The 22,308-nt window shown below is 71.6% G+C and carries 23 protein-coding genes and 2 pseudogenes; 15 read left to right on the plus strand and 10 right to left on the minus strand.

Going from position 1 to position 22,308, the window contains the following annotated elements; translation table 11 throughout:
• The first annotated feature begins 1 nt into the window (after nt 1).
• The 3 genes from ABTY98_RS24985 (at nt 2) to ABTY98_RS24995 (ending at nt 5,308) form a co-directional block, all read left to right on the plus strand.
• Nucleotides 2-2,401, plus strand: coding sequence for a xanthine dehydrogenase family protein molybdopterin-binding subunit (locus ABTY98_RS24985; RefSeq protein ID WP_352223179.1), 2,400 nt, complete (start codon nt 2-4; stop codon nt 2,399-2,401).
• Between the two features lie 149 nt (nt 2,402-2,550).
• Nucleotides 2,551-4,011, plus strand: a complete 1,461-nt coding sequence (locus ABTY98_RS24990) for an NCS2 family permease (RefSeq protein WP_352223180.1) — start codon at nt 2,551-2,553, stop codon at nt 4,009-4,011.
• A 139-nt stretch (nt 4,012-4,150) separates the two neighbouring features.
• A complete protein-coding gene (locus ABTY98_RS24995) occupies nt 4,151-5,308 on the plus strand; it encodes an XdhC family protein (protein ID WP_352223181.1) in 1,158 nt (385 codons plus the stop codon).
• A gap of 59 nt (nt 5,309-5,367) precedes the next feature.
• Here the strand turns inward: ABTY98_RS24995 and ABTY98_RS25000 are convergent, their stop codons facing one another.
• The 3 genes from ABTY98_RS25000 to ABTY98_RS25010 all read right to left on the minus strand — a co-directional run bounded on the left by ABTY98_RS25000 (nt 5,368) and on the right by ABTY98_RS25010 (nt 6,704).
• Nucleotides 5,368-5,811 carry a helix-turn-helix domain-containing protein gene (locus tag ABTY98_RS25000; protein ID WP_352223182.1) on the minus strand — a complete coding sequence of 148 codons (444 nt, stop codon included), beginning with the start codon at nt 5,809-5,811 and terminating at the stop codon, nt 5,368-5,370.
• Nucleotides 5,723-6,178, minus strand: coding sequence for a Crp/Fnr family transcriptional regulator (locus tag ABTY98_RS25005; protein ID WP_352223183.1), 456 nt, complete (start codon nt 6,176-6,178; stop codon nt 5,723-5,725). Before ABTY98_RS25005 ends, ABTY98_RS25000 begins: the two co-directional genes overlap by 89 nt.
• An 85-nt stretch (nt 6,179-6,263) precedes the next feature.
• On the minus strand, nt 6,264-6,704 hold the full coding sequence (locus ABTY98_RS25010) for an SRPBCC family protein (protein ID WP_352223184.1): 441 nt from the start codon (nt 6,702-6,704) through the stop codon (nt 6,264-6,266).
• Nucleotides 6,705-6,861: 157 nt separating this feature from the next.
• Here ABTY98_RS25010 and ABTY98_RS25015 point away from each other — a divergent pair, with 157 nt between their 5' ends.
• The 4 genes from ABTY98_RS25015 to ABTY98_RS25030 all read left to right on the plus strand — a co-directional run bounded on the left by ABTY98_RS25015 (nt 6,862) and on the right by ABTY98_RS25030 (nt 10,127).
• Entirely contained in the window at nt 6,862-7,884 is a 1,023-nt protein-coding gene (locus ABTY98_RS25015) for a DUF2278 family protein (protein WP_352223266.1), read from the plus strand.
• Nucleotides 7,885-8,007: 123 nt separating this feature from the next.
• A complete protein-coding gene (locus tag ABTY98_RS25020) occupies nt 8,008-8,649 on the plus strand; it encodes a phosphoribosyltransferase (RefSeq protein ID WP_352223185.1) in 642 nt (213 codons plus the stop codon).
• Nucleotides 8,650-8,664: 15 nt separating this feature from the next.
• Nucleotides 8,665-9,084 carry a TIGR03668 family PPOX class F420-dependent oxidoreductase gene (locus ABTY98_RS25025; protein ID WP_352223186.1) on the plus strand — a complete coding sequence of 140 codons (420 nt, stop codon included), beginning with the start codon at nt 8,665-8,667 and terminating at the stop codon, nt 9,082-9,084.
• 92 nt (nt 9,085-9,176) lie between these two features.
• Nucleotides 9,177-10,127 (plus strand): serine/threonine-protein kinase, encoded by a 951-nt coding sequence (locus tag ABTY98_RS25030; RefSeq protein WP_352223187.1) that lies wholly within the window; start codon nt 9,177-9,179, stop codon nt 10,125-10,127.
• A gap of 18 nt (nt 10,128-10,145) precedes the next feature.
• On the opposite strand, the pseudogene ABTY98_RS25035 reads toward ABTY98_RS25030, so the two are convergent.
• Nucleotides 10,146-10,398, minus strand: a pseudogene (locus tag ABTY98_RS25035) (ATP-binding protein); the annotation flags it as partial.
• 351 nt (nt 10,399-10,749) lie between these two features.
• Between ABTY98_RS25035 and ABTY98_RS25040 the strand changes: the two are divergent.
• Together ABTY98_RS25040 and ABTY98_RS25045 are read left to right on the plus strand one after the other, a co-directional pair.
• On the plus strand, nt 10,750-11,877 hold the full coding sequence (locus ABTY98_RS25040; RefSeq protein WP_352223188.1) for an NAD(+)/NADH kinase: 1,128 nt from the start codon (nt 10,750-10,752) through the stop codon (nt 11,875-11,877).
• Nucleotides 11,878-11,886: 9 nt separating this feature from the next.
• Complete coding sequence (locus ABTY98_RS25045) at nt 11,887-12,207, plus strand: hypothetical protein (RefSeq protein ID WP_352223189.1); 321 nt, start codon at nt 11,887-11,889, stop codon at nt 12,205-12,207.
• A 65-nt stretch (nt 12,208-12,272) separates the two neighbouring features.
• Here the strand turns inward: ABTY98_RS25045 and ABTY98_RS25050 are convergent, their stop codons facing one another.
• On the minus strand, nt 12,273-12,692 hold the full coding sequence (locus ABTY98_RS25050; protein WP_352223190.1) for a winged helix-turn-helix transcriptional regulator: 420 nt from the start codon (nt 12,690-12,692) through the stop codon (nt 12,273-12,275).
• Nucleotides 12,693-12,789: 97 nt separating this feature from the next.
• Between ABTY98_RS25050 and ABTY98_RS25055 the strand changes: the two genes are divergently transcribed.
• From ABTY98_RS25055 to ABTY98_RS25070, 4 genes and pseudogenes are all read left to right on the plus strand, one after another.
• Nucleotides 12,790-13,539, plus strand: a complete 750-nt coding sequence (locus ABTY98_RS25055; protein ID WP_352223191.1) for a DsbA family oxidoreductase — start codon at nt 12,790-12,792, stop codon at nt 13,537-13,539.
• Nucleotides 13,479-13,673, plus strand: a pseudogene (locus tag ABTY98_RS25060) (NAD(P)-dependent oxidoreductase); the annotation flags it as partial. The gene ABTY98_RS25055 and the pseudogene ABTY98_RS25060, both read left to right, overlap by 61 nt.
• 60 nt (nt 13,674-13,733) lie before the next feature.
• Nucleotides 13,734-14,456 (plus strand): SDR family NAD(P)-dependent oxidoreductase, encoded by a 723-nt coding sequence (locus ABTY98_RS25065; protein ID WP_352223192.1) that lies wholly within the window; start codon nt 13,734-13,736, stop codon nt 14,454-14,456.
• 93 nt (nt 14,457-14,549) lie between these two features.
• Complete coding sequence (locus tag ABTY98_RS25070) at nt 14,550-15,158, plus strand: TetR/AcrR family transcriptional regulator (RefSeq protein WP_352223193.1); 609 nt, start codon at nt 14,550-14,552, stop codon at nt 15,156-15,158.
• 16 nt (nt 15,159-15,174) lie between these two features.
• On the opposite strand, the gene ABTY98_RS25075 is transcribed toward ABTY98_RS25070, so the two are convergent.
• Together ABTY98_RS25075 and ABTY98_RS25080 are read right to left on the minus strand one after the other, a co-directional pair.
• Complete coding sequence (locus ABTY98_RS25075) at nt 15,175-16,875, minus strand: purine-cytosine permease family protein (protein ID WP_502994335.1); 1,701 nt, start codon at nt 16,873-16,875, stop codon at nt 15,175-15,177.
• Between the two features lie 202 nt (nt 16,876-17,077).
• Nucleotides 17,078-18,421 carry a hypothetical protein gene (locus ABTY98_RS25080; RefSeq protein WP_352223194.1) on the minus strand — a complete coding sequence of 448 codons (1,344 nt, stop codon included), beginning with the start codon at nt 18,419-18,421 and terminating at the stop codon, nt 17,078-17,080.
• Between the two features lie 113 nt (nt 18,422-18,534).
• Here ABTY98_RS25080 and ABTY98_RS25085 point away from each other — a divergent pair, with 113 nt between their 5' ends.
• Both ABTY98_RS25085 and ABTY98_RS25090 read left to right on the plus strand, forming a co-directional pair.
• On the plus strand, nt 18,535-19,773 hold the full coding sequence (locus tag ABTY98_RS25085; protein ID WP_352223195.1) for a molybdopterin-dependent oxidoreductase: 1,239 nt from the start codon (nt 18,535-18,537) through the stop codon (nt 19,771-19,773).
• On the plus strand, nt 19,773-20,264 hold the full coding sequence (locus ABTY98_RS25090; protein ID WP_352223196.1) for a hypothetical protein: 492 nt from the start codon (nt 19,773-19,775) through the stop codon (nt 20,262-20,264). Before ABTY98_RS25085 ends, ABTY98_RS25090 begins: the two co-directional genes overlap by 1 nt.
• Here the strand turns inward: ABTY98_RS25090 and ABTY98_RS25095 are convergent.
• From ABTY98_RS25095 to ABTY98_RS25105, 3 genes are all read right to left on the minus strand, one after another.
• Nucleotides 20,153-20,863 carry a class I SAM-dependent methyltransferase gene (locus ABTY98_RS25095; RefSeq protein WP_352223198.1) on the minus strand — a complete coding sequence of 237 codons (711 nt, stop codon included), beginning with the start codon at nt 20,861-20,863 and terminating at the stop codon, nt 20,153-20,155. The genes ABTY98_RS25090 and ABTY98_RS25095 overlap by 112 nt on opposite strands.
• On the minus strand, nt 20,860-21,486 hold the full coding sequence (locus tag ABTY98_RS25100; RefSeq protein WP_352223199.1) for a TIGR04282 family arsenosugar biosynthesis glycosyltransferase: 627 nt from the start codon (nt 21,484-21,486) through the stop codon (nt 20,860-20,862). Before ABTY98_RS25100 ends, ABTY98_RS25095 begins: the two co-directional genes overlap by 4 nt.
• 109 nt (nt 21,487-21,595) lie before the next feature.
• Complete coding sequence (locus ABTY98_RS25105; protein ID WP_471509770.1) at nt 21,596-22,294, minus strand: glycosyltransferase family 2 protein; 699 nt, start codon at nt 22,292-22,294, stop codon at nt 21,596-21,598.
• Nucleotides 22,295-22,308: the final 14 nt, after the last annotated feature.

The raw sequence follows: 22,308 nt of genomic DNA on the forward strand, positions 1-22,308 counted from the left end.
AATGCCCACCATCGGCACTCCCACCAAGATCACCCAGGGCTCCCAGACCAAGGGCGGTATCGGCGAGTCCACGCTCCGCCCGGACGGCACCCTCAAGGTCACCGGCGAGTTCGCGTACTCCTCCGACATGTGGCACGAGGACATGCTCTGGGGCCAGATCCTCCGCTCGACGGTCGCGCACGCCGAGATCGTGTCGATCGACACCAGCGAGGCCCTCGCGCAGCCCGGCGTCTACGCGGTCATGACCTACGACGACCTGCCGACCGAGGTGAAGAACTACGGCCTGGAGATCCAGGACACCCCGGTTCTCGCGCACGGCAAGGTCCGCCACCACGGCGAACCGGTCGCGATCGTCGCCGCCGACCACCCGGAGACCGCCCGCCGCGCGGCCGCCAAGATCAAGGTCGAGTACCGCGAGCTGCCCGTCATCACCGACGAGGCCTCCGCGACCGCCCCGGACGCGATCCACATCCACGAGAACCGCGACGACCACCACATCGGCCACGTCCCGCACCCCAACATCGTGCACCGGCAGCCGATCGTCCGCGGCGACGCCGACGAGGCCGCCAGGCGCGCCGACGTCATCGTCAAGGGCGAGTACTACTTCGGCATGCAGGACCAGGCCTTCCTCGGCCCCGAGTCCGGTCTCGCGGTGCCCGAGGAGGACGGCGGCGTCCACCTGTACATCGCCACCCAGTGGCTCCACTCCGACCTGCGCCAGATCGCCCCGGTCCTCGGCCTGCCCGAGGACAAGGTGCGGATGACTCTGGCCGGCGTCGGCGGCGCGTTCGGCGGCCGCGAGGACCTGTCGATGCAGATCCACGCCTGTCTGCTGGCCCTGCGCACCGGCAAGCCGGTCAAGATCGTCTACAACCGGTTCGAGTCCTTCTTCGGGCACGTCCACCGCCACCCCGCGCGGCTCTACTACGAGCACGGGGCCACCCGCGAGGGCAAGCTGACCCACGTCAAGTGCCGGATCGTGCTGGACGGCGGCGCGTACGCCTCCGCCTCCCCGGCCGTCGTCGGCAACGCCTCCTCGCTCGGCGTCGGGCCGTACGTCGTCGACAACGTCGAGGTCGAGGCCATCGCCCTCTACACCAACAACCCGCCCTGCGGCGCGATGCGCGGCTTCGGCGCGGTCCAGGCCTGCTTCGCCTACGAGGCGCAGATGGACAAGGTGGCCAAGCAACTCGGCATGGACCCCGTGGAGTTCAGGAAGCTGAACGCCATGGAGCAGGGCACCCTGCTGCCCACCGGCCAGCCGGTCGACTCACCGGCCCCGGTGGCCGAACTCCTGCGCCGGGTCAAGGCGATGCCCATGCCGCCCGAGCAGCAGTGGCTCTCGGCCGGCGAGGAGGCAGACGTACGCCAGCTGCCCGGCGGTCTCTCCAACACCACCCACGGCGAAGGCGTCGTACGCGGCGTCGGCTACGCGGTCGGCATCAAGAACGTCGGATTCTCCGAGGGCTTCGACGACTACTCCACCGCCAAGGTGCGCATGGAGGTCGTGGCCGGCGAGCCGGTCGCCACCGTGCACACCGCGATGGCGGAGGTCGGCCAGGGCGGTGTCACCGTCCACGCGCAGATCGCCCGCACCGAGCTGGGCGTCACCCAGGTGACCATCCACCCGGCCGACACCCAGGTGGGCTCGGCGGGTTCGACCTCGGCCTCCCGGCAGACGTACGTCACCGGCGGCGCCGTGAAGAACTCCTGCGAGCTGGTCCGCGAGAAGGTCCTGGAGCTGGGCCGTCGCAAGTACGGCACCTACCACCCCGCCTGGGCCACCGCGGAACTGCTCCTGGAGGCCGGCAAGGTCGTCACCGACGGCGGCGAGGTGCTCGCCGACCTGGTGGACGTGCTCGGTGACGACGTGGTCGAGATCGAGGCGGAGTGGCGGCACCGGGCGACCGAGGCCTTCGACCTGCGCACCGGCCAGGGCAACGGCCATGTCCAGTACAGCTTCGCCGCCCACCGCGCGGTCGTCGAGGTCGACACCGAACTGGGCCTGGTCAAGGTGATCGAGCTGGCCTGCGCCCAGGACGTCGGCAAGGCACTCAACCCGCTCTCCGTCGTCGGCCAGATCCAGGGCGGTACGACCCAGGGCCTGGGGGTCGCGGTGATGGAGGAGATCATCGTCGACCCGAAGACGGCGAAGGTCAGGAACCCCTCCTTCACCGACTATCTGATCCCGACCATCCTCGACACGCCGACCATCCCGGTCGACGTCCTCGAACTCGCCGACGACCACGCCCCGTACGGGCTCCGTGGCATCGGCGAAGCCCCGACCCTGTCGTCGACCCCGGCCGTCCTCGCGGCGATCCGGAACGCGACGGGCCTGGAGCTGAACCGCACGCCCGTCCGCCCGGAACACCTCACCGGCACGGGACCCTCCGGGGGTTGAACCGGTAAGTCGTCCTGGGGGACCCCGTCCCCCAGGACACCCCTGAATGTTCGCCTCGGGCCGTCCCCCGGGTCGGGCACCTCCCCAAATCCCGCCAGACGCCGAAGGCAAGTCGCGGGTGCCCCTTTGAACCTTGGGAGCAGGCCCATATGACCCAGCAGTCACTCGAGCCGAAGACCGTCGCAGAAGACGCGGGAGAAGGCACCCGCGTCACGGCCGGCCGGTCCTGGCTCGACCGGTACTTTCACATATCCGGGAGAGGATCCACGGTCGCTCGTGAGGTCCGCGGCGGCGTCACCACCTTCATGGCGATGGCGTACATCCTCCTGCTCAACCCCCTGATCCTGTCCGGCAAGGACGCGGCCGGGGACACCCTCGGCCAGAAGGCCCTCATCACCGCGACCGCGTTCGCGGCGGCCTTCACCACGCTGCTGATGGGCTTCGCCGGCAAGGTGCCGCTCGCGCTCGCCGCCGGCCTCTCCGTCTCCGGCGTGCTGTCCTCACAGGTCGCCCCGCAGATGACCTGGCCGCAGGCGATGGGCATGTGCGTGATGTACGGCGTCGTCATCATGCTCCTGGTCGTCACCGGCCTCCGCGAGATGATCATGAACGCGATCCCGCTCGCGCTCAAGCACGGCATCACCATGGGCATCGGCCTGTTCATCGCCCTCATCGGTCTCTACAAGTCCGGCTTCGTGCACCAGGGCAAGGCCACCCCGCTCACCCTCGGCCCCGCGGGCCAACTCACCGGCTGGCCGGTGCTGCTCTTCGCCGGCACGCTGCTGCTGATCTTCATGCTCCAGGCCCGGAACGTCTCCGGTGCCATCCTGATCGGCATCATCAGCGGCACGGTCGTGGCGGCCGTACTCAACGGTCTCGGGGTCATCGACCCCAAGCAGTGGGCGGCCGGCGCCGCTCCCGCACTGCACGGCTCCGCCGTCTCCATGCCGGACTTCTCGCTCTTCGGGCACGTCGAGTTCGGCGGCTGGGGCAAGGTCGGCGCGATGACCGTGGCGATGATCGTCTTCACCCTGGTGCTCGCCGGGTTCTTCGACGCGATGGCCACCATCATCGGCGTCGGCACGGAGGCCGAGCTCGCCGACGACAAGGGCCGGATGCCGGGCCTGTCCAAGGCGCTGTTCATCGACGGCGCGGGCGGCGCGATCGGAGGGGTGGCCGGCGGCTCCGGGCAGACCGTGTTCATCGAGTCGGCGACCGGCGTCGGCGAGGGTGCCCGTACCGGACTCGCCTCGGTGGTCACCGGCCTGTTCTTCGCGGCCTGTCTCTTCTTCACCCCGCTCACCGCGATCGTCCCGCAGGAGGTCGCCTCGGCCGCCCTGGTGGTCATCGGCGCGATGATGCTGATGAACGCCCGGCACGTCGACTGGGCCGACCGGGCCACCGCCATCCCGGTGTTCCTGACGGTCGTCCTGATGCCCTTCACCTACATGATCACCACGGGTGTGGCCGCCGGCGTCATCTCCTACACCGCCATCAAGGCAGCTCAGGGCAAGGCACGGGAAGTCGGGGCATTCATGTGGGGCCTGACAGCCATCTTCCTGGTCTATTTCGCCCTCAATCCCATCGAGAGCTGGCTCGGCGTCCACTAGACGCTCCACCGGCGAAGCCGTGATGGGCCGGCGGTCGTCCGCCGGCCCGTCGTGGCTGGTCGCGCCCACGCGGCGGGGCCGCACATGTACACAGCCCCGCCCCCCTTCGGGGCGCCTTTCCTCCAAAGGAGACCGAGAGATGCTGGACATCGCCGAGGAGCTGAACCGGTGGGTCGCGGACGGACGTGACTTCGCCGTGGCCACGGTGGTGGCGGTCGGCGGCAGCGCCCCGCGTCAGCCCGGCGCCGCCCTCGCGGTGGACGCCGACGGCACCGCCGTGGGCTCGGTCTCCGGCGGGTGTGTGGAGGGCGCCGTGTACGAGCTGTGCCGACAGGCGCTGGAGGACGGCGAAACCGTCCTGGAGCGCTTCGGGTACAGCGACGAGGATGCCTTCGCCGTGGGCCTGACCTGTGGCGGCGTCATCGACATCCTCGTCACCCCGGTACGGGCGGACGACCCCGCCCGGCCGGTGGTCGCGGCCGCGCTGGCCGCCGCCGCGCGTGGGGAGGCGGCGGCGGTCGCGCGGATCGTCACCGGGCCGGCCGAACTCCTCGGCCGCGCCCTGCTGGTGGACGCCGACGGCTCCTGTGAGGGCGGCTTCGGCGCCCACCCCGAGCTGGACCGCACGGTGGCCGCCGAGGCAGGAGCCTTCCTGGACGCGGGCCGCACCGGCACCCTGGAGATCGGAGAGCAGGGCTCCCGCTGCGGAGCACCGCTCACGGTGCTGGTCGAGTCCTCGGTCCCGGCACCCCGGATGATCGTCTTCGGGGCGATCGACTTCGCGTCCGCGCTGGTCCGCGTCGGCAAGTTCCTCGACTACCACGTGACGGTGTGCGACGCGCGGCCCGTGTTCGCCACGAAGTCCCGCTTCCCGGAGGCCGACGAGATCGTCGTCGAGTGGCCGCACACCTACCTGGAGCGTACGCAGGTGGACGGCCGTACCGTCCTTTGCGTCCTCACCCACGACGCCAAGTTCGACATCCCGCTGCTCCGGCTCGCCCTGCGCCTGCCGGTGGCGTACGTCGGCGCGATGGGCTCCCGCCGCACCCACCTGGACCGCAACCAGCGGCTGCGCGAGGTCGGCGTCACCGAGCTGGAGCTGGCCCGCCTCAGGTCCCCCATCGGCCTGGACCTGGGCGCCCGTACGCCCGAGGAGACCGCCCTGTCGATCGCGGCCGAGATCGTCGCCAACCGCCGCGGCGGCGGCGGCCTCTCCCTCACCGGCGCCCACACCCCGATCCACCACGACACGACATCGACATCGACGCCCGCGCGGCGGATCGGGTCGGTGGCCTAGCCCCCCGGCCCAGGCCACCCCTCAGGGAGCGGAGCGCTCGGTCTGTTCCCCCGATCGCCCTACCGGTCCGGGCGCCAGGGGACGATGGAAGCGCCTTCATGGGCGTCGTACAGCGTCAAATGACGCGTTCGGCGGGGGGAGTTCCGTTCCGATGCGTTCGCGGTGCAACTCCTCTGCCCTCGCGGCGCGAGCGGACCGGGTCCCCTCGCCGCCCAGCGCCGTAACCCCGCCAGGTCGAGTACGACGGTGCGGCCCCGGCGGGTGGCCACCGGGCCCTCCTGCTGCATCGCCCGCCAACAGCGCACCACCGACTCCCTGGACGCCCCGGTGGCGGCGGCCAGTTCACGCTGGTTGAAGACCGTGACGGCACCCGGCAGGTCTCCGGCGCGGCCGAGCCGTACTGCACGGCGAGCTTCACCAGCAGCCCGGCGACCCGGGCCCGGGTGGTGCGGGCGCCCTGTTCGGCGCGCAGCCCGTCGGAGTCCCGTACCGGCCCACGACACCGCGCAGCACCGCCAGGCACAGCGCCGGGTCCCGCTCCAGCAGCCGCAGGAAGGCGTCCGCGGCGACTACCACGCCCTCCGAGCGGCGCATCGCGGTGACCGTCGCGGCCCGCCGGCCGCCGTCGACACAGGCGAGTTCGCCGAGGAGTTCACCGGGGCCGCGCAGGGCGAGCAGACTGGTGCAGCCGTTGGCCGAGTCGACCGTCGCCTTCACCAGACCGGCCGTCAGCAGGACGACGGAGTCGGCCGCCTCGCCCTCCCGCATCAGCACCTCGCCGCGGACCCATCCGCGCGGGTGCCCGGCCTCCCGCAACAGCTTCACTTCCCCGGGCGCGAAGAACGCCACCTCCGTGCCTCCCGGCCGCATCGACCCACGGTGACCGTTCGGCACCGGAGGGCCACTGCCCATCGTGCGGCCGGGATCTGCCAAGGGGAGGCGGCCAGGGCGGCGGCTACGGTTTCCTGAGCAGCGCGTTGACCGCCCGCCCGAACACCGCCCGGGCGGCCCGGTCCAGCAGTGGGTCGAAGGCCGACGGCATCCCCCGCACCCGTAGTTCCTCGTGCCAGATCACCCGGGTACGGCCGCCGGGCCCGGGACGCACCTGCAGTTCGGCCCAGCCGAGCACCACCCGGCCATGCTTGACCAGGCGGCACCGGCCGGAGCCGCCGTCCTCCGGGGGCTCCCAGACGGTCACCTCCATGGGGTCCTCGAAGGACAGCGGCCCGAGCCCGGAACGGGCCACAAAGACCGTGCCCTCATGGGTCGGGGGATCGGTGAGCACGCTGATCCGGGTCAGCGGGACCGCATCGGCGTGCGCGGACCACTCCGTGAGCCGGCGCCACGCCTCGTCGATGGGCAGCGGAGCCGTGCGTTGGAGAAGGAAGGTGACCACGGAACGATCGTAGGGAATCGGCCAGGCTCCGCGGGGCGCACACCATCTGTTCACAGGACCGACAGAAACGTCCAGGACGGACCGGAACCCGCCCCGGGCCCGTACGATCCCCGCCATGGGCGGGCAAACCGCCTGCCTTCACGGGGAGTTGGCCGACATGCCGTTGAAGACCTATGGCGTACTGATCACCCGGGCCGTCGACATCCGGCGGGAGGGCGCCGGCGACAGCCCGCACTACCAGATCCATCTCACCGACGACACAGGCGTCCACTACCGGGCCGCGGTCAACGTGCTCTCGCAGCAGAAGCCCGCCGAACTGCTCTATCTCGTCGACGACGACTTCAAGCACCCCCTCACCGTCCGCCTGGAGGGCCTGACGAGCGGCTGGAACACCCTGCCGCCCGGGCCCGGCGGGCCCAACCTCGACTTCGTGCGCGGCAACCTCTTCGACCCGGCGCGGATGCGCGTCCTGCCGGCCGACCGCTCAGGCCCCGACAACGACCTGGCCGACCTGCTCGACCACTACGTACGCCGTGCCGTCGACGACCCCAGTGCCCGGCTGTACCTGTTCGGCGAGCGCTGGGGGCCCGAGACCGCCGTCAAGGACAAGGTCTTCGGCTTCCTCCCCGGCAACGGCGTCCACGACATCCACATGAACCAGGGCAACAGCGGCCGCTTCCGCAGCGACGACGGGGTGTGGCAGGACGGCGGGCTGCTCATCCGCCTCCCCGGAGACGGTCAGGTCCAGGAACGCTGGGTCGGGATCTTCCTCGCCTTCCAGAACCAGGCCTGGCACACCGACGACGTCACCGGCCACGCCCTCGACGGCGTCGACACCTCCCGTCCCGCCCCGGGCGACCAGCCGGTCCGGATCGTCGCCGCGCTGGTCAACCCGCCTGGCCCCGCGCCCGAAGGGGAGACCGTCACCCTCCTCAACGCCTCACCCACCCCGGTCGACCTCACCGGCTGGCGCCTGCTCGACCGCGTCGGGCAGGCCTCCCCGGTCCCGCCCGGCCCGCCGGCCGCCGGTGCCACCCTCGCCGTGCCGCTGTCCGGCGGCGCCCAACTCGGCGACCAAGGCGGCGAGATCACCGTCCTCGGCACCGCCGGCCTCAAGGCGGACGGGGTGTCGTACACGGCCGAACAGGCGGCCCGAGAAGGATGGTGGGTCGTCTTCTGACCGGGCCCTTGAGCACGGCCTATAGAACGTGTGCGCGAATTCTTTGGGGTTGGACTCGGTCTTCGACGCCTTCGGGTGTGAGCATGGAAGAAGGGGACCGACCCCGGCCCGAGAGGACGAACCGTGCGCTACCGGGACCGCGCCCAGGCCGGTCGCGAACTCGCGGCCGTGCTGGGGAAGTTGCGCGACGAGGGTGGTCTGCCTGACCCCATCGTGCTGGCGCTGCCGCGGGGCGGGGCGGCCGTCGCCGCGGAGGTCGCGCGGGAGCTCTCGGCCCCGCTCGACGTGCTCGTCGTACGCAAGATCGGAGCCCCGTACCACGAGGAGTTCGGTGTCGGCGCGATCGCCGGGGACGACCCGCCGCTCCTCGACCACGCGACCCTGGCCCACCTGCGCATGAGCGAGGACTCCCTGGCCCCGGTGGTGGAACGCGAGCGGCGGGAACTGCGCCGCCGCGAGCGCCGGTACCGGCAGGGGCGGCCGGCGCCCGAGCTGCGCGGCCGTACCGTGATCGTCGTCGACGACGGCCTGGCCACCGGCTCCACCGCCCGCGCCGCCCTGCGCCACGTACGGCGCCGGGGCCCGGCCCGGACCGTGCTGGCCGTCCCCGTCGGCGCGCCGGACTCCCTGGACGCGCTCGCCGGCGAGGCCGACCTCGTCGTCTGCCCGTGCCGGCCGGCCCTGTTCAGCGCGGTCGGCCAGTGGTACGACGACTTCGGGCAACTGACGGACGCCGACGTACTGGACGCCCTGCGTGGCGCCTGAGGGAGAGGGAGCGCCATGCCGGAACTGGGCGAGGGTGAGGCTCGGCGGCGGTTCGCCGATGCACGCGTGGCACGGCTCGCCACCGTCGACGAGACCGGCCGCCCGCATCTGGTGCCGGTCGTCTTCGCACGGCACGGGGCCGACGGGATCGTCACCGCCGTGGACCACAAGCCCAAGACCACGCCCCGCCTCAAACGGCTGCGCAACATCGCCGCACAGCCGTCCGTGAGCCTGCTCGTGGACGCATACGACGAGAACTGGGACCACTTGTGGTGGGTCCGGGCGGACGGTGACGCGCGAGTGATCCCTGCCGACGCGGCGGTCATCGAGCCACTGCGCGAGAAATACCCGCAGTACCGGGAGCGTCCCCCCCACGGCGCGGTCATTTTCGTGACGGTGTCGCGCTGGACGGGCTGGCAGGCGGCCGCCTTTTAGGCGGCGAGTTCCCGCCCGCCGCCCCAGGCGCGCGGCGCCGCACCGATGGTTACGATTTGATCAGGTTTGACACGTTACGGGGTGAACATGTGATGGCGACGCGCATCGCGGGGTACGAGGTCGAGGGTGAGATCGGGCGGGGCGGGATGGCCGTCGTCTACCGTGCGACGGACCTGCGCCTGGACCGCACCGTCGCCCTGAAGCTGCTCGCCCCGGAGATGGCCCGCAACGACACCTTCCGTCGCCGCTTCACCCACGAGTCGCGTGTGGCGGCCGCCCTCGACCACCCCCACATCGTGCCGATCTTCGAGGCCGGCGAGACGGACGGCGTGCTCTACATCGCGATGCGCTATGTGTCGGGCCCGGATCTGCGTGTGCTGCTGGACAGGGAGGGTGTGCTGCCGGTGGAGGCGGCGCTGCGGATCGCCGCGCAGATCGCCTCGGCCCTCGACGCGGCACATGAGCACGATCTGGTGCACCGGGATGTGAAGCCCGGCAACGTGCTGGTGGCGCGGGGCACGGACAGCGACCACCCGGAGCACGTGTACCTCACGGATTTCGGGCTCACCAAGAAGTCGCTGTCGCTGACGGGGTTCACGACGGTCGGCGAGTTCGTCGGCACGCTGGACTATGTGGCGCCGGAGCAGATCTCGGGCCGTCCGGTGGACGGCCGGTGCGATCTCTACAGTCTCGCCTGCGTGGTCTTCGAGATGCTCGCCGGCGGTCCGCCCTTCGTCCGGGACGAGGACATCGCGCTGCTGTGGGCGCACCAGTACGACCGCCCGCCCGCGCTGAGCGAGGTGCGGTCCGGGTTGCCGCCGGGGTTGGACGCGGTGTTCGCCAAGGCGCTGGCCAAGGTTCCCGGGGACCGTTACGAATCCTGCCTGGAGTTCGTGGGGGCGCTGCGGCTCGCCGCGTTCGGCGTCGTACCGGGGGAGCCGGCCCCGCCGGACCGGCCCGCGCGAAGGACCCCCACCGTCCGCCGGAACACCGGACCCGCCGAGCCCCCGCCCACCTGGGCCCGCCCGGTGTTCGGTCCCTGAGACCTGTTCGCCGGAAACTCACTCCTCCCTGAGGAACTGCTCCGCCCAGACGGTCTTGCCGGTGCTGGCGTGCCGGGTGCCCCCAGCGCTGGCTGAGCTGGCCGACGAGGAGCAGGCCGCGGCCGCCCTCGTCGTAGGTGTGGGCCCGTCGCATGTGCGGGCCCGTGTTGCTGGAGTCGAAGACCTCGCAGGTGAGGCTGTGGTCGTCGTGGATGAGCCGGAGGCGGACGGGCGGACGGCCGTACCGGAACGCGTTGGTGACGAGTTCGCTTCCAGGGTTTTGTAAACGGACAAACCGCCATTATCGGTCAATCCGGCAAGGGATCCTCATGAGCTTCTCCGTTGTCACCCAGCACACCGGGACCGCCGCCGTCGCGCTGGCCCCGCGTGAGCGCGAGACGCTGAAGCACATCGCCGCGGGCTGCAGATACCTGCAGGCGGCACGGCACATGGGGCTCTCCCGGCACACCGTCGACGCCTACCTCCGCCGGTATCCGCGCCAAGCTCGACATCAACACCACGGCCGAGCTCACCCGGCTGGCCACCTCCCTTGGCCTGTGAGATCCGCCCGGCCGTGACAGCGTGGGAGCAACGGCGGAGCACGGGTGTCCTGGAGGCGGAGATGACGGTGAACGGGCTCGGACTTGTGGTGCACGGGGGCCGCGCGGAGGCGGTGGAAGCCGCCCGTGCCGTGCGGGCGTGGGCGGCGGAGCACGATGTGCGGTGCACGGACATCGACGTGTGGAACGACGGCGGACGGCACCACTCCGTGGAGGAGGTCGCGGCCGCGGGCGACCCCGACCTGATCGTCACCCTCGGCGGCGACGGCACCTTCCTGCGCGGCGCCCGGCTCGCCGCCCGCAACGACGCTCTGGTCCTCGGCGTCGACCTGGGCCGGGTCGGCTTCCTGACCGAGGTGGCGGCCTCCTCGGTGCGGGAGGCGCTGGACGCGGTCCGCGAGGACCGGTTCACCGTCGACAGCCGGATGCTGCTCACCATGCGCGCCTCCCGCCGTCTGGAGATGCCCTCCGACATGGAGGAGCTGATGCGCTACGGCCGCGGGCCGCTGCTGCCGCCGCCCCAGGTGCGCACGGACTGCGAGGAGGACGCGGAGTGGGGCGTGCCCCTGCACGTCACCGCGGTCAACGACGTCGTACTGGAGAAGCTCTCCCGGGACCGTCAGGTGTCCATCGGCGTGTATGTCTCCGGGCGGCTGCTCGCCTCCTACTCCGCCGACGCGCTGCTGGTGGCGACCCCGACCGGCTCGACCGCCTACAGCTTCGCCGCCGGCGGTCCCGTCGTCTCGCCGTGCGCCGACGCGCTCGTCTTCACGCCGGTCGCCCCGCACATGGCGTTCAACCGCTCGGTCGTCACGGCCCCGAACGAGGCCGTCGGACTGCGCATCCTGGAACACTCGGGGCAGGTCGCGGTCAGCGTCGACGGACAGGTGCGGGGCGTCCTGGGGCCGGGGGACTGGATCGGCGTGTACGCCGCACCGGTCCGGCTGCGCGTGATCCGGCTCGCGCCGATGGACTTCTACGGCCGGCTGCGCGAGCGCATGAACCTCACCGACGCCCCGGCCGCGGTCGCCGACGGCGCCGCCGCGCCTCTGTGGTCGCTGCGGAAACCCCCGCCCGACGACCTCTCCCATCTCTCCCTGCTGCCCCCCAGCACGCTGAACGCCGAACCGGAAGAGCCGTGCGCCGAGGATGCCGAGGACGATGTCGCCCCGGCACCCGGCCGCGGTTGATCGTCGAAGGTGCTCTCGGAGAGCTGCTCGCGCTTCTCGTGCGACGTGGTGGTCAACTGCCGGACGATCCGGCCCGGTCCACGGTCCGCGCCCGGCATCCGCGGCTCGCCGGCCGCGAACGGGCTGCGCGCGGCGACGTCCGCGCCGGACATGATGAAGGCGATCGACAGGAAGTCCGCGTCATGCGCGAACCGCATCGGACGGTCGATGTCGCACAGCACCATGCTGCCGGGCCGCTACAGCTTCGCCGCCCGCTCGCCGCACGAGGGACTGCGGCCTCTGCGTGACCCGGCAACCGTCCACCTCGACGAGGACGACGACTCGGTGTAGCAGCTGGCCGGATGGCTCCTTCGCCCTTCCGTCCGACACCCCCGAACGTCGGTGGGCACCGTGGCTCAGGACCGGGACGAGGAGGTGCCGGCGCGGGAGCGGTTCGCGCGGATCTCGTCGTGGTGGTCGGAGGCCCAGCCGATCAACTGCATGACGATCTCGTGCAGGCCGCGGCCGAGCGGGGTTAGGGCGTACTCCACGCGCGGCGGCACCTCGGCGTAGGCGGTCCGCGTGACCAGGCCGTCCTCCTGGAGCTGGCGCAGTGTGTGAGTGAGCATGCGCTGGGAGATGCCGGGGATCTGGCGCTGCAGGTCGGTGTAGCGCAGGGGGCCGTCCTCCAGGACGGCGATGATCAGCATGCTCCACTTGTCGCCGACCCGGTCGAGCACCTGCCGGATGAAGGCCATCTGGTCGGCGGGGATGCTCGCGCATGGCCCGATCGCGGCCGCCATCTCCATACCAGTGCTGTCCTGCATGGCGCCCATTCCTCTCCGTCGCGCACACCGATGTGCCTTTTGTAACGACTTCCATACTGGCGCATCATGGCGTTACGAACAAATTGTAGGAATTGGAGGTCAGGCCGTGAAGGTAGAGATCTGGGCCGAGGTGACCCGCCCCTGGTGCGGGCTCGGCAGCCACCGTGTGGACCGGGCCGTGGAGCGGTTCGAGCACGGCGACGAGGTCGAGGTGATCCACCACTCCTTCCCGCTGGGCAACGGCTTCCCCGCCGACCGCACGGTCAGCGTCCGCGATGCACTGTTGAGCAAGCACGGCATCAGCGGCGCGCAGGCGGAGGCCGCGACCGGGCAGACCGAGTCGCTGGCCGCTGCCGAGGGCCTGAGCCCGTACCGAGTGCTGGATAACGTCGTCGGCAACACCGAGCTCGTCCACGAGTTCCTGGCCCACGCCTCCGCTCAGGGCAAGAACCGCGAAGCCTGGTACACCATCTTCCGCACCTACTTCGGCAAGGCCGAATCCGTCTTCGCCCTGGACGACCTGCTCCGGCTCGCCGATGAACTGGGCCTGGACCGCGACGAGGCGCGTCAGGTGCTGACCGAGCGCCGCCACCGCATCCAGGTGCAGGACGACGCCCGCCGCGCGCAGCGCCTGGGCGCGACCGGTGCGCCGTTCACCGTCGTCGACGGCCGCTACGGCGTTCACGGCGCGCAGGACAGCGACACGTTGCTCGGCCTGCTGCGGCGTTCATCAAGGGATCCAAGGCCGGTTTCACCGACCATGACGGAGTCGACCAGACCGTCCGTGCCTCCAGCGCCGACTGGACCCTGGCCCGTGCCGTCGCCCTCAGCGACAAACCGGCAGGCGGCCCGGTGAAGGCCGCCGAACGCGGCACCGACAAACCAGCCATGCGGATCAGCCGCACGGACTTCGCCGGCTTCATGATCGATGCCGTCGAACAGGGCGCGTGGATCCGCGAGGCGCCGCTGGTGTGGAACGCCAAGGGCTGATCCAGACCTCCTCGCCGTCATCATTCACCGTCACTGCCGCAGTAGTTGGAGGAGCACCCCATGTCCAAAGTGATCGCTGTCTTCGGCGCCGGCCAGGGTCTCGGCACCTCGATCGCCCGACGCTTCGCCGCCGAGGGCTTCCGTGTTGCCCTGGTGGCGCGTCGCAAGGACCGCCTCGATGCCCTGGTCGACCAGCTCAGTACCGAGGGTATCGAGGCGGCCGGCTTCACTGCCGACCTCTCCGCGCCGGAGGATATCCCCGCCCTGATCGAGGCCATCCGCGAGCGGTTGGGCCAGATCGACGTGATCGAGTACGGCCCGATCCCCAGCGGCCGGTTCACCCCGGCCGCCCAGCTGGAACCGGACGCCCTGGCTCAGGACATCCCGCTGCTCCTGCTCTCGCCGTTGGCAATCGTCCAGGCCGTGCTTGCGGAATGGAAGGAGCGCGGTGACGGCGCATTCCTGATGACTACCGGCGCCACCGCCGTCCACCCCATGCCCCACGCGAGCGGCGTCGGCCCGCTGATGGCCGCCGCCCGCAACTGGCTGTACTCCCTGAACGGCGAACTCGCCGCCTCCGGCGTCTACGCCGGCACCCTGTCCATCGCCGCCTTCATCACCGGCAGCGAGGCCGCGGAGGCGGCTGCCGCCGACCCCGAGGCGGCTTCCCTGGCGGCTTCCTTGCCGGTTGTCGATCCGGCTGACCTGGCCGGGCTCTATTGGGACATGTACTCCAAGCGCGACCGCGTCGAGGAGGTCCACCCCGACCTCAAGACCAGCTGACAGGCGAGCCCCTCGGCGGTGTGGACTGCGATCCTCCGGTAAGTAAGTGGGGAGGATGCCAGGTACGGTGACCGGCCTGGGGGGGAGTACCCCATGAACGGACAAGGACCCGCGCGTCCCGTGCGCGCCCACGCCCGCCGCAACCGGGAGAAGCTCGTGGCGGCGGCCCTGGAGGAGTTCACGCGCACCGGCAAGGACGCGCCGCTGGACGGCATCGCCGGGGCGGCCGGGGTCGGCATCGGCACCCTCTACCGGCACTTTCCGACCCGGGAGTCCCTCGTCCTCGCCGCCCACGAGCACGAGGTGGACCAGCTGTGCGCCGTAGGGGACGAGCTTTTCGCGGCGCTGCCGCCGGACCGGGCGCTGCGCGAGTTCATGGGCCGCCTGGCCGGCCTGTTCGTCACCAGACAGCACATGTCCGAGGCGCTGCGCAGCGTGGGACCCGCCGGCGAGACATCGGCCTCGGAGTCGTACACGAAGGTCTACGACGCCATCGACGCCCTCTACAGCGCGGCCGTCGCGCCCGGCACGGTCCGGTCCGACCTGGAGACCGGTGACGTGGTCCGGGCCATGGGGGGACTGCTGCGGCTGGACGCGGCCGGGGACTGGAAGGGGCAGGCCGACCGGCAGATCCGGCTCCTCGTGGACGGCCTGCAGACAGGTGCTCCGGCCCGCGCCGAAGGGCGCCGGCCGGAGCGGTGAGGGGTGGTGGGGCCGGTCAGTCCGCGGCGCGTACCGCCGGCATGGTGAGCGCGACCGGCCCGCTCTTGCAGGAGTCGTGGCAGTCCTTCTCCAGGCTGCAGCACAGCGAGCAGACCGCCCCCGCGTGGAAGGGGCAGTTGGCCACGTCCGGCCGCTCGAACTCGGTCGTGCACACCGTGCAGGTCAGCACGGCCGCCGAGGGCAGCCCGTCCGCGCCAAGGAGCGGTTCCGCCAGGTCGTCGACGCGGGCGATGTAGTACTTCCCCTTGGTCAGCACCGCGAACAGCGGCGAGAGCACCATGGCCAGGAACAGCGCGATGAACGGCGAGTACGCCTTGCCGTAGTCCCCGAAGGCGTTGAAGTAGGCGGCGATCGAGACCGCCGACGCGATCAGCATCGAACCGAAGCCCACCGGGTTGAAGTTGTGCAGATGGGCGCGCTTGAACTCGATGTACGACGGGCTCAGCTTGAGCGGCTTGTTGATCACCAGGTCGGCGACGACCGCGCCGATCCAGGCGATCGCCACGTTGGAGTAGAAACCGAGGACGGTGTTGAGGAAGCCGAAGACACCGCCCTCCATCAGGGCCAGCGCGATGCCGACGTTGAGGAAGATGTAGACGACACGGCCGGGGTGACGATGGGTCAGCCGGGAGAAGAAGTTCGACCAGGACAGCGAACCGGAGTACGCGTTCGTCGAGTTGATCTTTATCTGGGAGAGGATCACGAAGAACGTGGCCAGGCCCAGGGCGACGGGCGCGGCGAAGGTCCTGAAGCCGTGCACGTACTGCTGGATCGGCTCGTTGGCCTTGGCCAGGCCCACGCTGCCGGCGATGTAGAAGGCGAGGAAGGCGCCGCCGATCTGCTTGGCCGCGCCGAGCACCACCCAGCCCGGACCGGCGGAGAGCACCGCACCCCACCACTTCCTGCCGTTCTCCGGAGTCTTGTCCGGCATGAACCGCAGATAGTCCACCTGCTCACCGATCTGGGCGATCAGCGACAGCGCCACACCGGCGCCCGCGCCCACCCCGAGCATGCTGATGCCGGACCCGGTGGGGGAGTTGCCCGCGAAGTGCGTGAACTCCGAGAACCTGCCCGGCTCCTGGATGGCGATGGACACGAACGGCGCGACCATCAGCACCAGCCAGACGGGCTGCGTCCACACCTGCATCTTCGACAGCGCGGTCATGCCGTAGACGACGAGCGGCAGGATGATGACCGAGCAGATCAGATAGCCGACCGCGAGCGGGATGTGCAGGCCCAGTTCCAGGGCCTGCGCCATGATCGAGCCTTCGAGGGCGAAGAAGATGAAGGTGAAGCTGGCGTAGATGACCGAGGTGAGCGTCGAGCCGAGATAGCCGAAGCCGGCGCCTCGGGTCAACAGGTCCATGTCGATGGAGTACTTGGCCGAGTAGTACGAGATCGGGATGCCGGTGAGGAAGATGACCACCGCCGCGGTCAGGATCGCCACCATCGCGCTGGAGAAGCCGTTGGAGATGGCGATCGAGCCGCCGATGGCGAAATCCGCGAGATAGGCGATACCGCCGAGCGCCGTGGTGGCCACCACATAGGGGGTCCAGCGGCGAAAGGACTTCGGAGCGTAGCGCAGCGAGTAGTCCTCCAGCGTGTCGTTCTTCGCCCAGTCGTTGTACGTCCGCTTCCCGTCCGTCCCGCCGTCCGGCACGGCCGGCGGCGCTTCTTTGCCGACGATCTCCGTCACGACTCTGCCCTCTCTCGTCCCCGGTCGTTTGCACGGAAGAGTCGCGGCGCGCCGTTTCCCGAACGTTTCACCTGCTTTAAAAAGACAGAGCTTGATACTTCCCGTGGGAAGGAGCTGGGTGTGGAGGGGCGATCCGGGGCAGCAGCGCCTGCCGTACCGCCGAGGTGTGCGCCGTCAGTGGTCGGCCAGAGACCGGGGGGAGTCACCAGCCGGTGAACAGCAGATGGTTCAGCAGCAGCGCGAGCAGCGCCTGTGCGGTGAGCCAGGCGCGCGGCCGGGGCAGGAACGCACAGGCCGGGAGCAGCCACATCGCGAAGGGCAGCCAGATGCGCTCCGTCTCCGCCTTGCTCATGCCGGACACGTCGGCGACCAGCAGCGCGAGCAGCGCGACCGTCACCAGGAAGGCGAGGCGGGTCGGTGCGGAGCCCGCCGTACGGCGGTGGATCAGCGTGGCACCTGCCCGCCGCAGCCCCGCCGCCGTAGCCGGCCCGGTGATGATCACCGTGCAGGCCAGGTTGGCCCACACCCAGTAGCCGTACGGGCGGGTGCCGCCGATGCCCTGGTAGTAACGGGTGACCAGCAGCCGGTACCCCTCCCACCAGTCGAACCCGGCGAGCGTGAACGCGACCGGGACCACCGCCGTCCCCGCCACCAGCAGGGCGAGGATGACCGGCCGGGCCCGGACCCGGCGCCGGCCGAGCACCAGTACCGCCGCCCCGATCAGCGCGAAGAGCGTCAGGCCGTACGACAGATAGCAGGTCAGGCCGTACAGCAGTCCCGCACCCGCCGCCCACCCCGCGGACCGTCCGGTCACCGCCAGCGCCAGCAGCGCCACCGCCCAGGCGGCGACCGCCGCGAAGTACCCGTCGGCCGAGGCGCCCACCCACACCGCTGCCGGCGCCAGCACCAGGAAGGGCGCGGCACGCCGGGCGAGCCGCTCGTCGGCCAGCGCCCGCACCGCGACCAGCACGGCGACACAGGCCGTCGACCCGACGGTGATGCACCAGGCGCCCGCCCAGCCGCCGCCGTGCAGCCCGATCCGGTCAAGGAGGACGAAGGTGAGGGTGGCCGCCGGCGGGTGGCCGGCGATATGGGTAGGCCAGGGCGCGGGGGTGCCGCTGACGATGTGGTGGGTGAAGTCGCGCAGGGTCGCCGGGATGTCGTGGAAGCGGCCGATGCCTGTGAGGTACTCGTTCGGGTTGGTGAGCCGGCCCGCCACGCCCCGCTGCCAGCTGTCGACCAGCGCCAGCGACCAGGTCCAGGCCAGACAGGCGCCCCAGGCCGCGGCGAGCAGCCCGCGCCACGGCAGCCGCACCGCCAGGTTCGGCCCGTACGCCACCACGGCGACCGCGACCAGCACGGCGGCCGGGGTGCCCGGGCCCACATGCGGGTCCCAGTCGGCGAACAGCGGCGGCCAGTGCACGAACAGGGTGCGGTAGGCGTCCTGGATGTGCCGGCCGACCAGGACGGCGACGAGCACCAGCAGGGCCGCGGCGAGGACGGCGTACAGATCGGCGTGCCGATCACGGTGGGGAGCGCGGGTCACACCGGAACGTTAGGCGGGCGACCGTCCGAAAGAGCGGATCAGGCCGCTGACGTCAGACTTTCGTCATGGGTTGCGCACCCGTTCACGGGGTTCTCCCGGCCTACCGTCGGACCATGCGACACGACGACCCGCGGCTTCCCTCCTCACCCGGCTTCTGGCGCAGCCCGCTGCGCGGCACCTGGTTCACCTCGGTGCTGGGCCTCGTGCTGCTCGTCGGCATCACCGTGCTGTTCGTGACCGGACTGGTGTCGTACGCCGCGTACAACCCGAACCTGGCCCCGGTGAACGACCAGACGCCGGACAAGGGCATCCTCGGCTTCTACCTGTTCTCGTGGCCGACGAACCCGTACTGGCTCTACCGGCTCACCCAGGGCCTGCACGTCACCCTCGGCGTCACCCTGATCCCGGTGCTGCTCGCCAAGCTGTGGTCGGTGGTGCCGAAGCTGTTCACGCTGCCCCCGGCCCGCTCGCTCGCCCACGCCCTGGAGCGGATCTCGCTGCTGTTGCTGGTCGGCGGCGGTCTCTTCGAGTTCACGACCGGTGTCCTCAACGTCCAGCTCGACTACGTCTTCCCCGGTTCCTTCTACCCCCTGCACTTCTACGGCGCCTGGGTGTTCTTCGCCGCGTTCGTGGCGCACGCGGCGCTCAAGGTGCCGGCGGCGCTCCGGGCGGTCCGGCAACGGCGGGGGCACGAAGGCGAGTTGGCGTCCACCCGGCCGGACGCGCCGACGGTGTCCCGGCGCGGGGCGCTGTGGTTCGTCGGGGGCGCGTCCCTGCTGCTGCTCGTCACCACGGCCGGGCAGAGCGTCGGGGGCGCGCTGCGGCGCACCGCCCTGCTCGCACCGCACGGCGGAGCCGACCCCGGCAGCGGGCCGAACGGCTTCCAGATCAACAAGACGGCCGCGTACGCCGGGATCGACGCCAAGGAGACCGGCGGCGAGGCCTGGCGGCTGGTCGTCACCGGACGCGACGGCCGGACGGTCCGCCTCAGCCGCACCGAGCTGCTCCAGCTGCCCCTGCACAGCGCCGCGTTGCCCATCGCCTGCGTCGAGGGCTGGTCGACCGCCGACCAGTGGTGGCGCGGGGTACGGCTGCGCGACCTCGCGGCGCTCGTCGGCTACGACGGCGACCCACCGGACGTGCTCGTCGAGTCGATCCAGCTCCACGGCGCCTTCCGCCGTGCGGCCCTGCGCGCCAACCAGGTCGCCGACCCGCGTTCCCTGCTCGCCCTCCAGGTGAACGGCGAGGACCTGTCCCCCGACCACGGCTACCCGGCGCGCGTGATCGTGCCCGCCGCACCCGGTGTGCTCAACACCAAGTGGGTGGCCCGGATGACCTTCGGAGACCTGTGATGCGCTCGCCCCTGCCCGTCGGCGTCCTGCTGGGGCGGCTGCGCCTCCCGCTCGGCAGCCCCCTGCAGATCCTCCTGCTGGCCTGCTCGTTCGCGCTCGCCGCCTATGCCGGCGTACGACTGCTGTCCGGCGACTGGCTCGGCGTGGCACTGTGGGTGGTGGGGGCGGCCCTGCTGCACGACCTCGTACTGCTGCCGCTGTACTCGCTGGCCGACCGGGCGGCGGTACGCGGGCTGGGCGCCGCCGGGCGCCGGGGGTGGTCGATGTACGTCCGGGTCCCGGCCGCGCTCTCCGCGCTGCTCCTGCTGGTGTGGTTCCCGCTGATCAGCGGGATGGTGGCCGGGCATTACCAGTCGGCCACCGGCCTGTCCGCGGACGGTTACCTCGCCCGCTGGCTGCTGATCACCGCTTTGCTCTTCGGCGGCTCGGCACTGCTGCTGGCGCGCCGGCTGCGCAGCGCGACGAAGCGGCGGCCACCGGCCGCCCACTGACCGGCCCGCTCCCATCCCCACGCGTACCGCAGCAGGGCCGCGGTGCCGAGCCGTGCCCAGAGGAAGGGGGCACCGACCGCCTCATGGGCGTCGGTGAGGTGGACATGGGCGCGTTCGTCGACGTCCACCGGAGCGGTCTCGGCGATCAACAGACCACCCGGGGCGAGGAGTTGGCCGACCCGGTCCAGCAGGTCGCGCGGGTCGCCGCCGATACCGACGTTGCCGTCCATGAGCAGGACGGTGCCCCAGCGGCCCTCGCCGGGCAGCGGCTCGAAGACCGAGCGGCGCAGCGCCTGGCCGCCGAGGTGCACGGTGTGGTCGACGGCGGCCGCACTGACGTCGATACCGAGGACGGTACGGCCCCGGGCGGCGAGTTCGGCGACGAGCCGCCCGGGGCCACAGCCGACATCGAGGACGGCACCCTCGCAGCGGTCCAGGACCTCCCGGTCGACCGGGTCGGCCCGCGCGCACCAGCGCTCGACGTCCAGGGGAAGCAGCCACCCGTCGGTGCGGCGCAGGAACAGCGGGCCGCGGCCGGCGCGCAGCGCGGCGGCGTAGGGGTCGGCGCCGGTCCAGGCGACAGGCGGCGAGGTGGTCATCGGCGGCCCGTCCCGCTGTGCGCCGTGCACCGGGCCAGGCGGGCGGCGAACCGGCCGCGCGGTGCGAGGGCGGCGACGGCGGTCGCGTCCGCCGCGGTGTCCACGTCCCGCAGCCTCGGCAGGTCTGTGACCCGCAGCCCGGCGGCGACGAGCCGCTGCCGCTGGACCGCGCCGGTCTCCGGCGTGGACATCGGCACCCCGCGCAGCAGCGAGGGGTCCGGGTCGGCCAGCCCCAGCGCCCAGAACCCGCCGTCCTCGGCGGGACCGAAGTAGGCGTCGCAGTCCGCGAAGTCCACGGTGAGCAGGGCCGGGGTGACCTGCGGGGTGTCCATGCCGATGAGGAGAGTGGGACCGGTGCAGCCGGCGAACGCGTGCGCGAGCCGCTCGTCCAGCCCGCCGGCACACTGCGGTACGACGTCGAAGCCGGCCGGCAGCCACGGGCCGGGGCTGCCGTCGAGGGCGAGGACGCGGCGCGTGGCGGGGGTGTCGGCGACCGTCCGCAGGGTGTCGGCGAGGGACGCCTCGGCGAGGGCGGCGGCCTGCTCGGGGGAGAACGGCGGGGTGAGCCGCGTCTTGACCCGACCGGGCCTGGGCTCCTTGGCGATGACGAGGAGGGTGGTCATGTGGGGGTTCCTTGAGTGGTGACGCGGGGTGGGGAGGACGTACGACTGCCCGCAGCCAGGCAGCCGGCGTGAGCGCAGCGCCCCTCTGGGGGCGCGGGGAACCGCGCGCTCAACCCCCACCGGCCCGCACCCGAGGCGGTTCCTTCAGTACCCGGCTCATGTCCCGCACCGCCTGCCAGGTGCCGCGCCAGGTGCCGGTGACCTTCGAGACACCGGTGCGCGGCCGGTACGGCACCTCGTGCTCCACGACCCGCCAGCCCGCGTCGGCCGCCCGCACCACCATCTGGAGCGGATAGCCGCTGCGCCGGTCGTCGAGCGACAGCGCGAGCAGCGGTTCGCGGCGCGCCGCCCGCAGCGGGCCGAGGTCGTGCAGCCGCAGCCCGGTACGGCGCCGTAGCATCCGTGCCAGCGCCAAATTCCCGGCACGGGCATGCGCCGGCCAGGCCCCGCGGCCCTGCGGCCGCCGTCGGCCCAGCACCAAGTCCGCCTCCCCGGCGAGGACTTCTCGCACGAACGGCACGAGGAGCCCCGGATCCAGGGAGGCGTCGCAGTCGCAGAAGCAGACGATGTCGGCGGTCGCGGCGGTCAGCCCCGCATGGCACGCCGCGCCGAAGCCGCGCCGCGGCTCGTGGACGACGGTCGCGCCGAGCGCCCGGGCGATGTCCGCCGAGCCGTCCGTGGAGCCGTTGTCCACCACGAGGGGCCGCCAGCCCGCAGGGATCCGGCCCAGCACCCAGGGCAGCGCCTCGGCCTCGTTCAGGCAGGGGAGGACGACGTCCACGTCCGTCGTCGGGGAGGATGGTGAGATGGTCACGGTTGTCA

The organism is Streptomyces sp. NPDC096040, assembly GCF_040303265.1.
GTDB lineage: Bacteria > Actinomycetota > Actinomycetes > Streptomycetales > Streptomycetaceae > Streptomyces.

What these genes read in the sequence shown, in the direction of transcription:
- ABTY98_RS24985 (WP_352223179.1), top strand. Translation starts at nt 2, where the DNA reads ATGCCCACCATCGGCACTCCCACCAAGATCACCCAGGGCTCCCAGACC.
- ABTY98_RS24990 (WP_352223180.1), top strand. Translation starts at nt 2,551, where the DNA reads ATGACCCAGCAGTCACTCGAGCCGAAGACCGTCGCAGAAGACGCGGGA.
- ABTY98_RS24995 (WP_352223181.1), top strand. Translation starts at nt 4,151, where the DNA reads ATGCTGGACATCGCCGAGGAGCTGAACCGGTGGGTCGCGGACGGACGT.
- ABTY98_RS25005 (WP_352223183.1), bottom strand. Translation starts at nt 6,178, where the DNA reads ATGCGGCCGGGAGGCACGGAGGTGGCGTTCTTCGCGCCCGGGGAAGTG.
- ABTY98_RS25015 (WP_352223266.1), top strand. Translation starts at nt 6,862, where the DNA reads ATGCCGTTGAAGACCTATGGCGTACTGATCACCCGGGCCGTCGACATC.
- ABTY98_RS25025 (WP_352223186.1), top strand. Translation starts at nt 8,665, where the DNA reads ATGCCGGAACTGGGCGAGGGTGAGGCTCGGCGGCGGTTCGCCGATGCA.
- ABTY98_RS25030 (WP_352223187.1), top strand. Translation starts at nt 9,177, where the DNA reads ATGGCGACGCGCATCGCGGGGTACGAGGTCGAGGGTGAGATCGGGCGG.
- ABTY98_RS25040 (WP_352223188.1), top strand. Translation starts at nt 10,750, where the DNA reads ATGACGGTGAACGGGCTCGGACTTGTGGTGCACGGGGGCCGCGCGGAG.
- ABTY98_RS25050 (WP_352223190.1), bottom strand. Translation starts at nt 12,692, where the DNA reads ATGGGCGCCATGCAGGACAGCACTGGTATGGAGATGGCGGCCGCGATC.
- ABTY98_RS25065 (WP_352223192.1), top strand. Translation starts at nt 13,734, where the DNA reads ATGTCCAAAGTGATCGCTGTCTTCGGCGCCGGCCAGGGTCTCGGCACC.
- ABTY98_RS25070 (WP_352223193.1), top strand. Translation starts at nt 14,550, where the DNA reads ATGAACGGACAAGGACCCGCGCGTCCCGTGCGCGCCCACGCCCGCCGC.
- ABTY98_RS25085 (WP_352223195.1), top strand. Translation starts at nt 18,535, where the DNA reads ATGCGACACGACGACCCGCGGCTTCCCTCCTCACCCGGCTTCTGGCGC.
- ABTY98_RS25090 (WP_352223196.1), top strand. Translation starts at nt 19,773, where the DNA reads ATGCGCTCGCCCCTGCCCGTCGGCGTCCTGCTGGGGCGGCTGCGCCTC.
- ABTY98_RS25095 (WP_352223198.1), bottom strand. Translation starts at nt 20,863, where the DNA reads ATGACCACCTCGCCGCCTGTCGCCTGGACCGGCGCCGACCCCTACGCC.
- ABTY98_RS25100 (WP_352223199.1), bottom strand. Translation starts at nt 21,486, where the DNA reads ATGACCACCCTCCTCGTCATCGCCAAGGAGCCCAGGCCCGGTCGGGTC.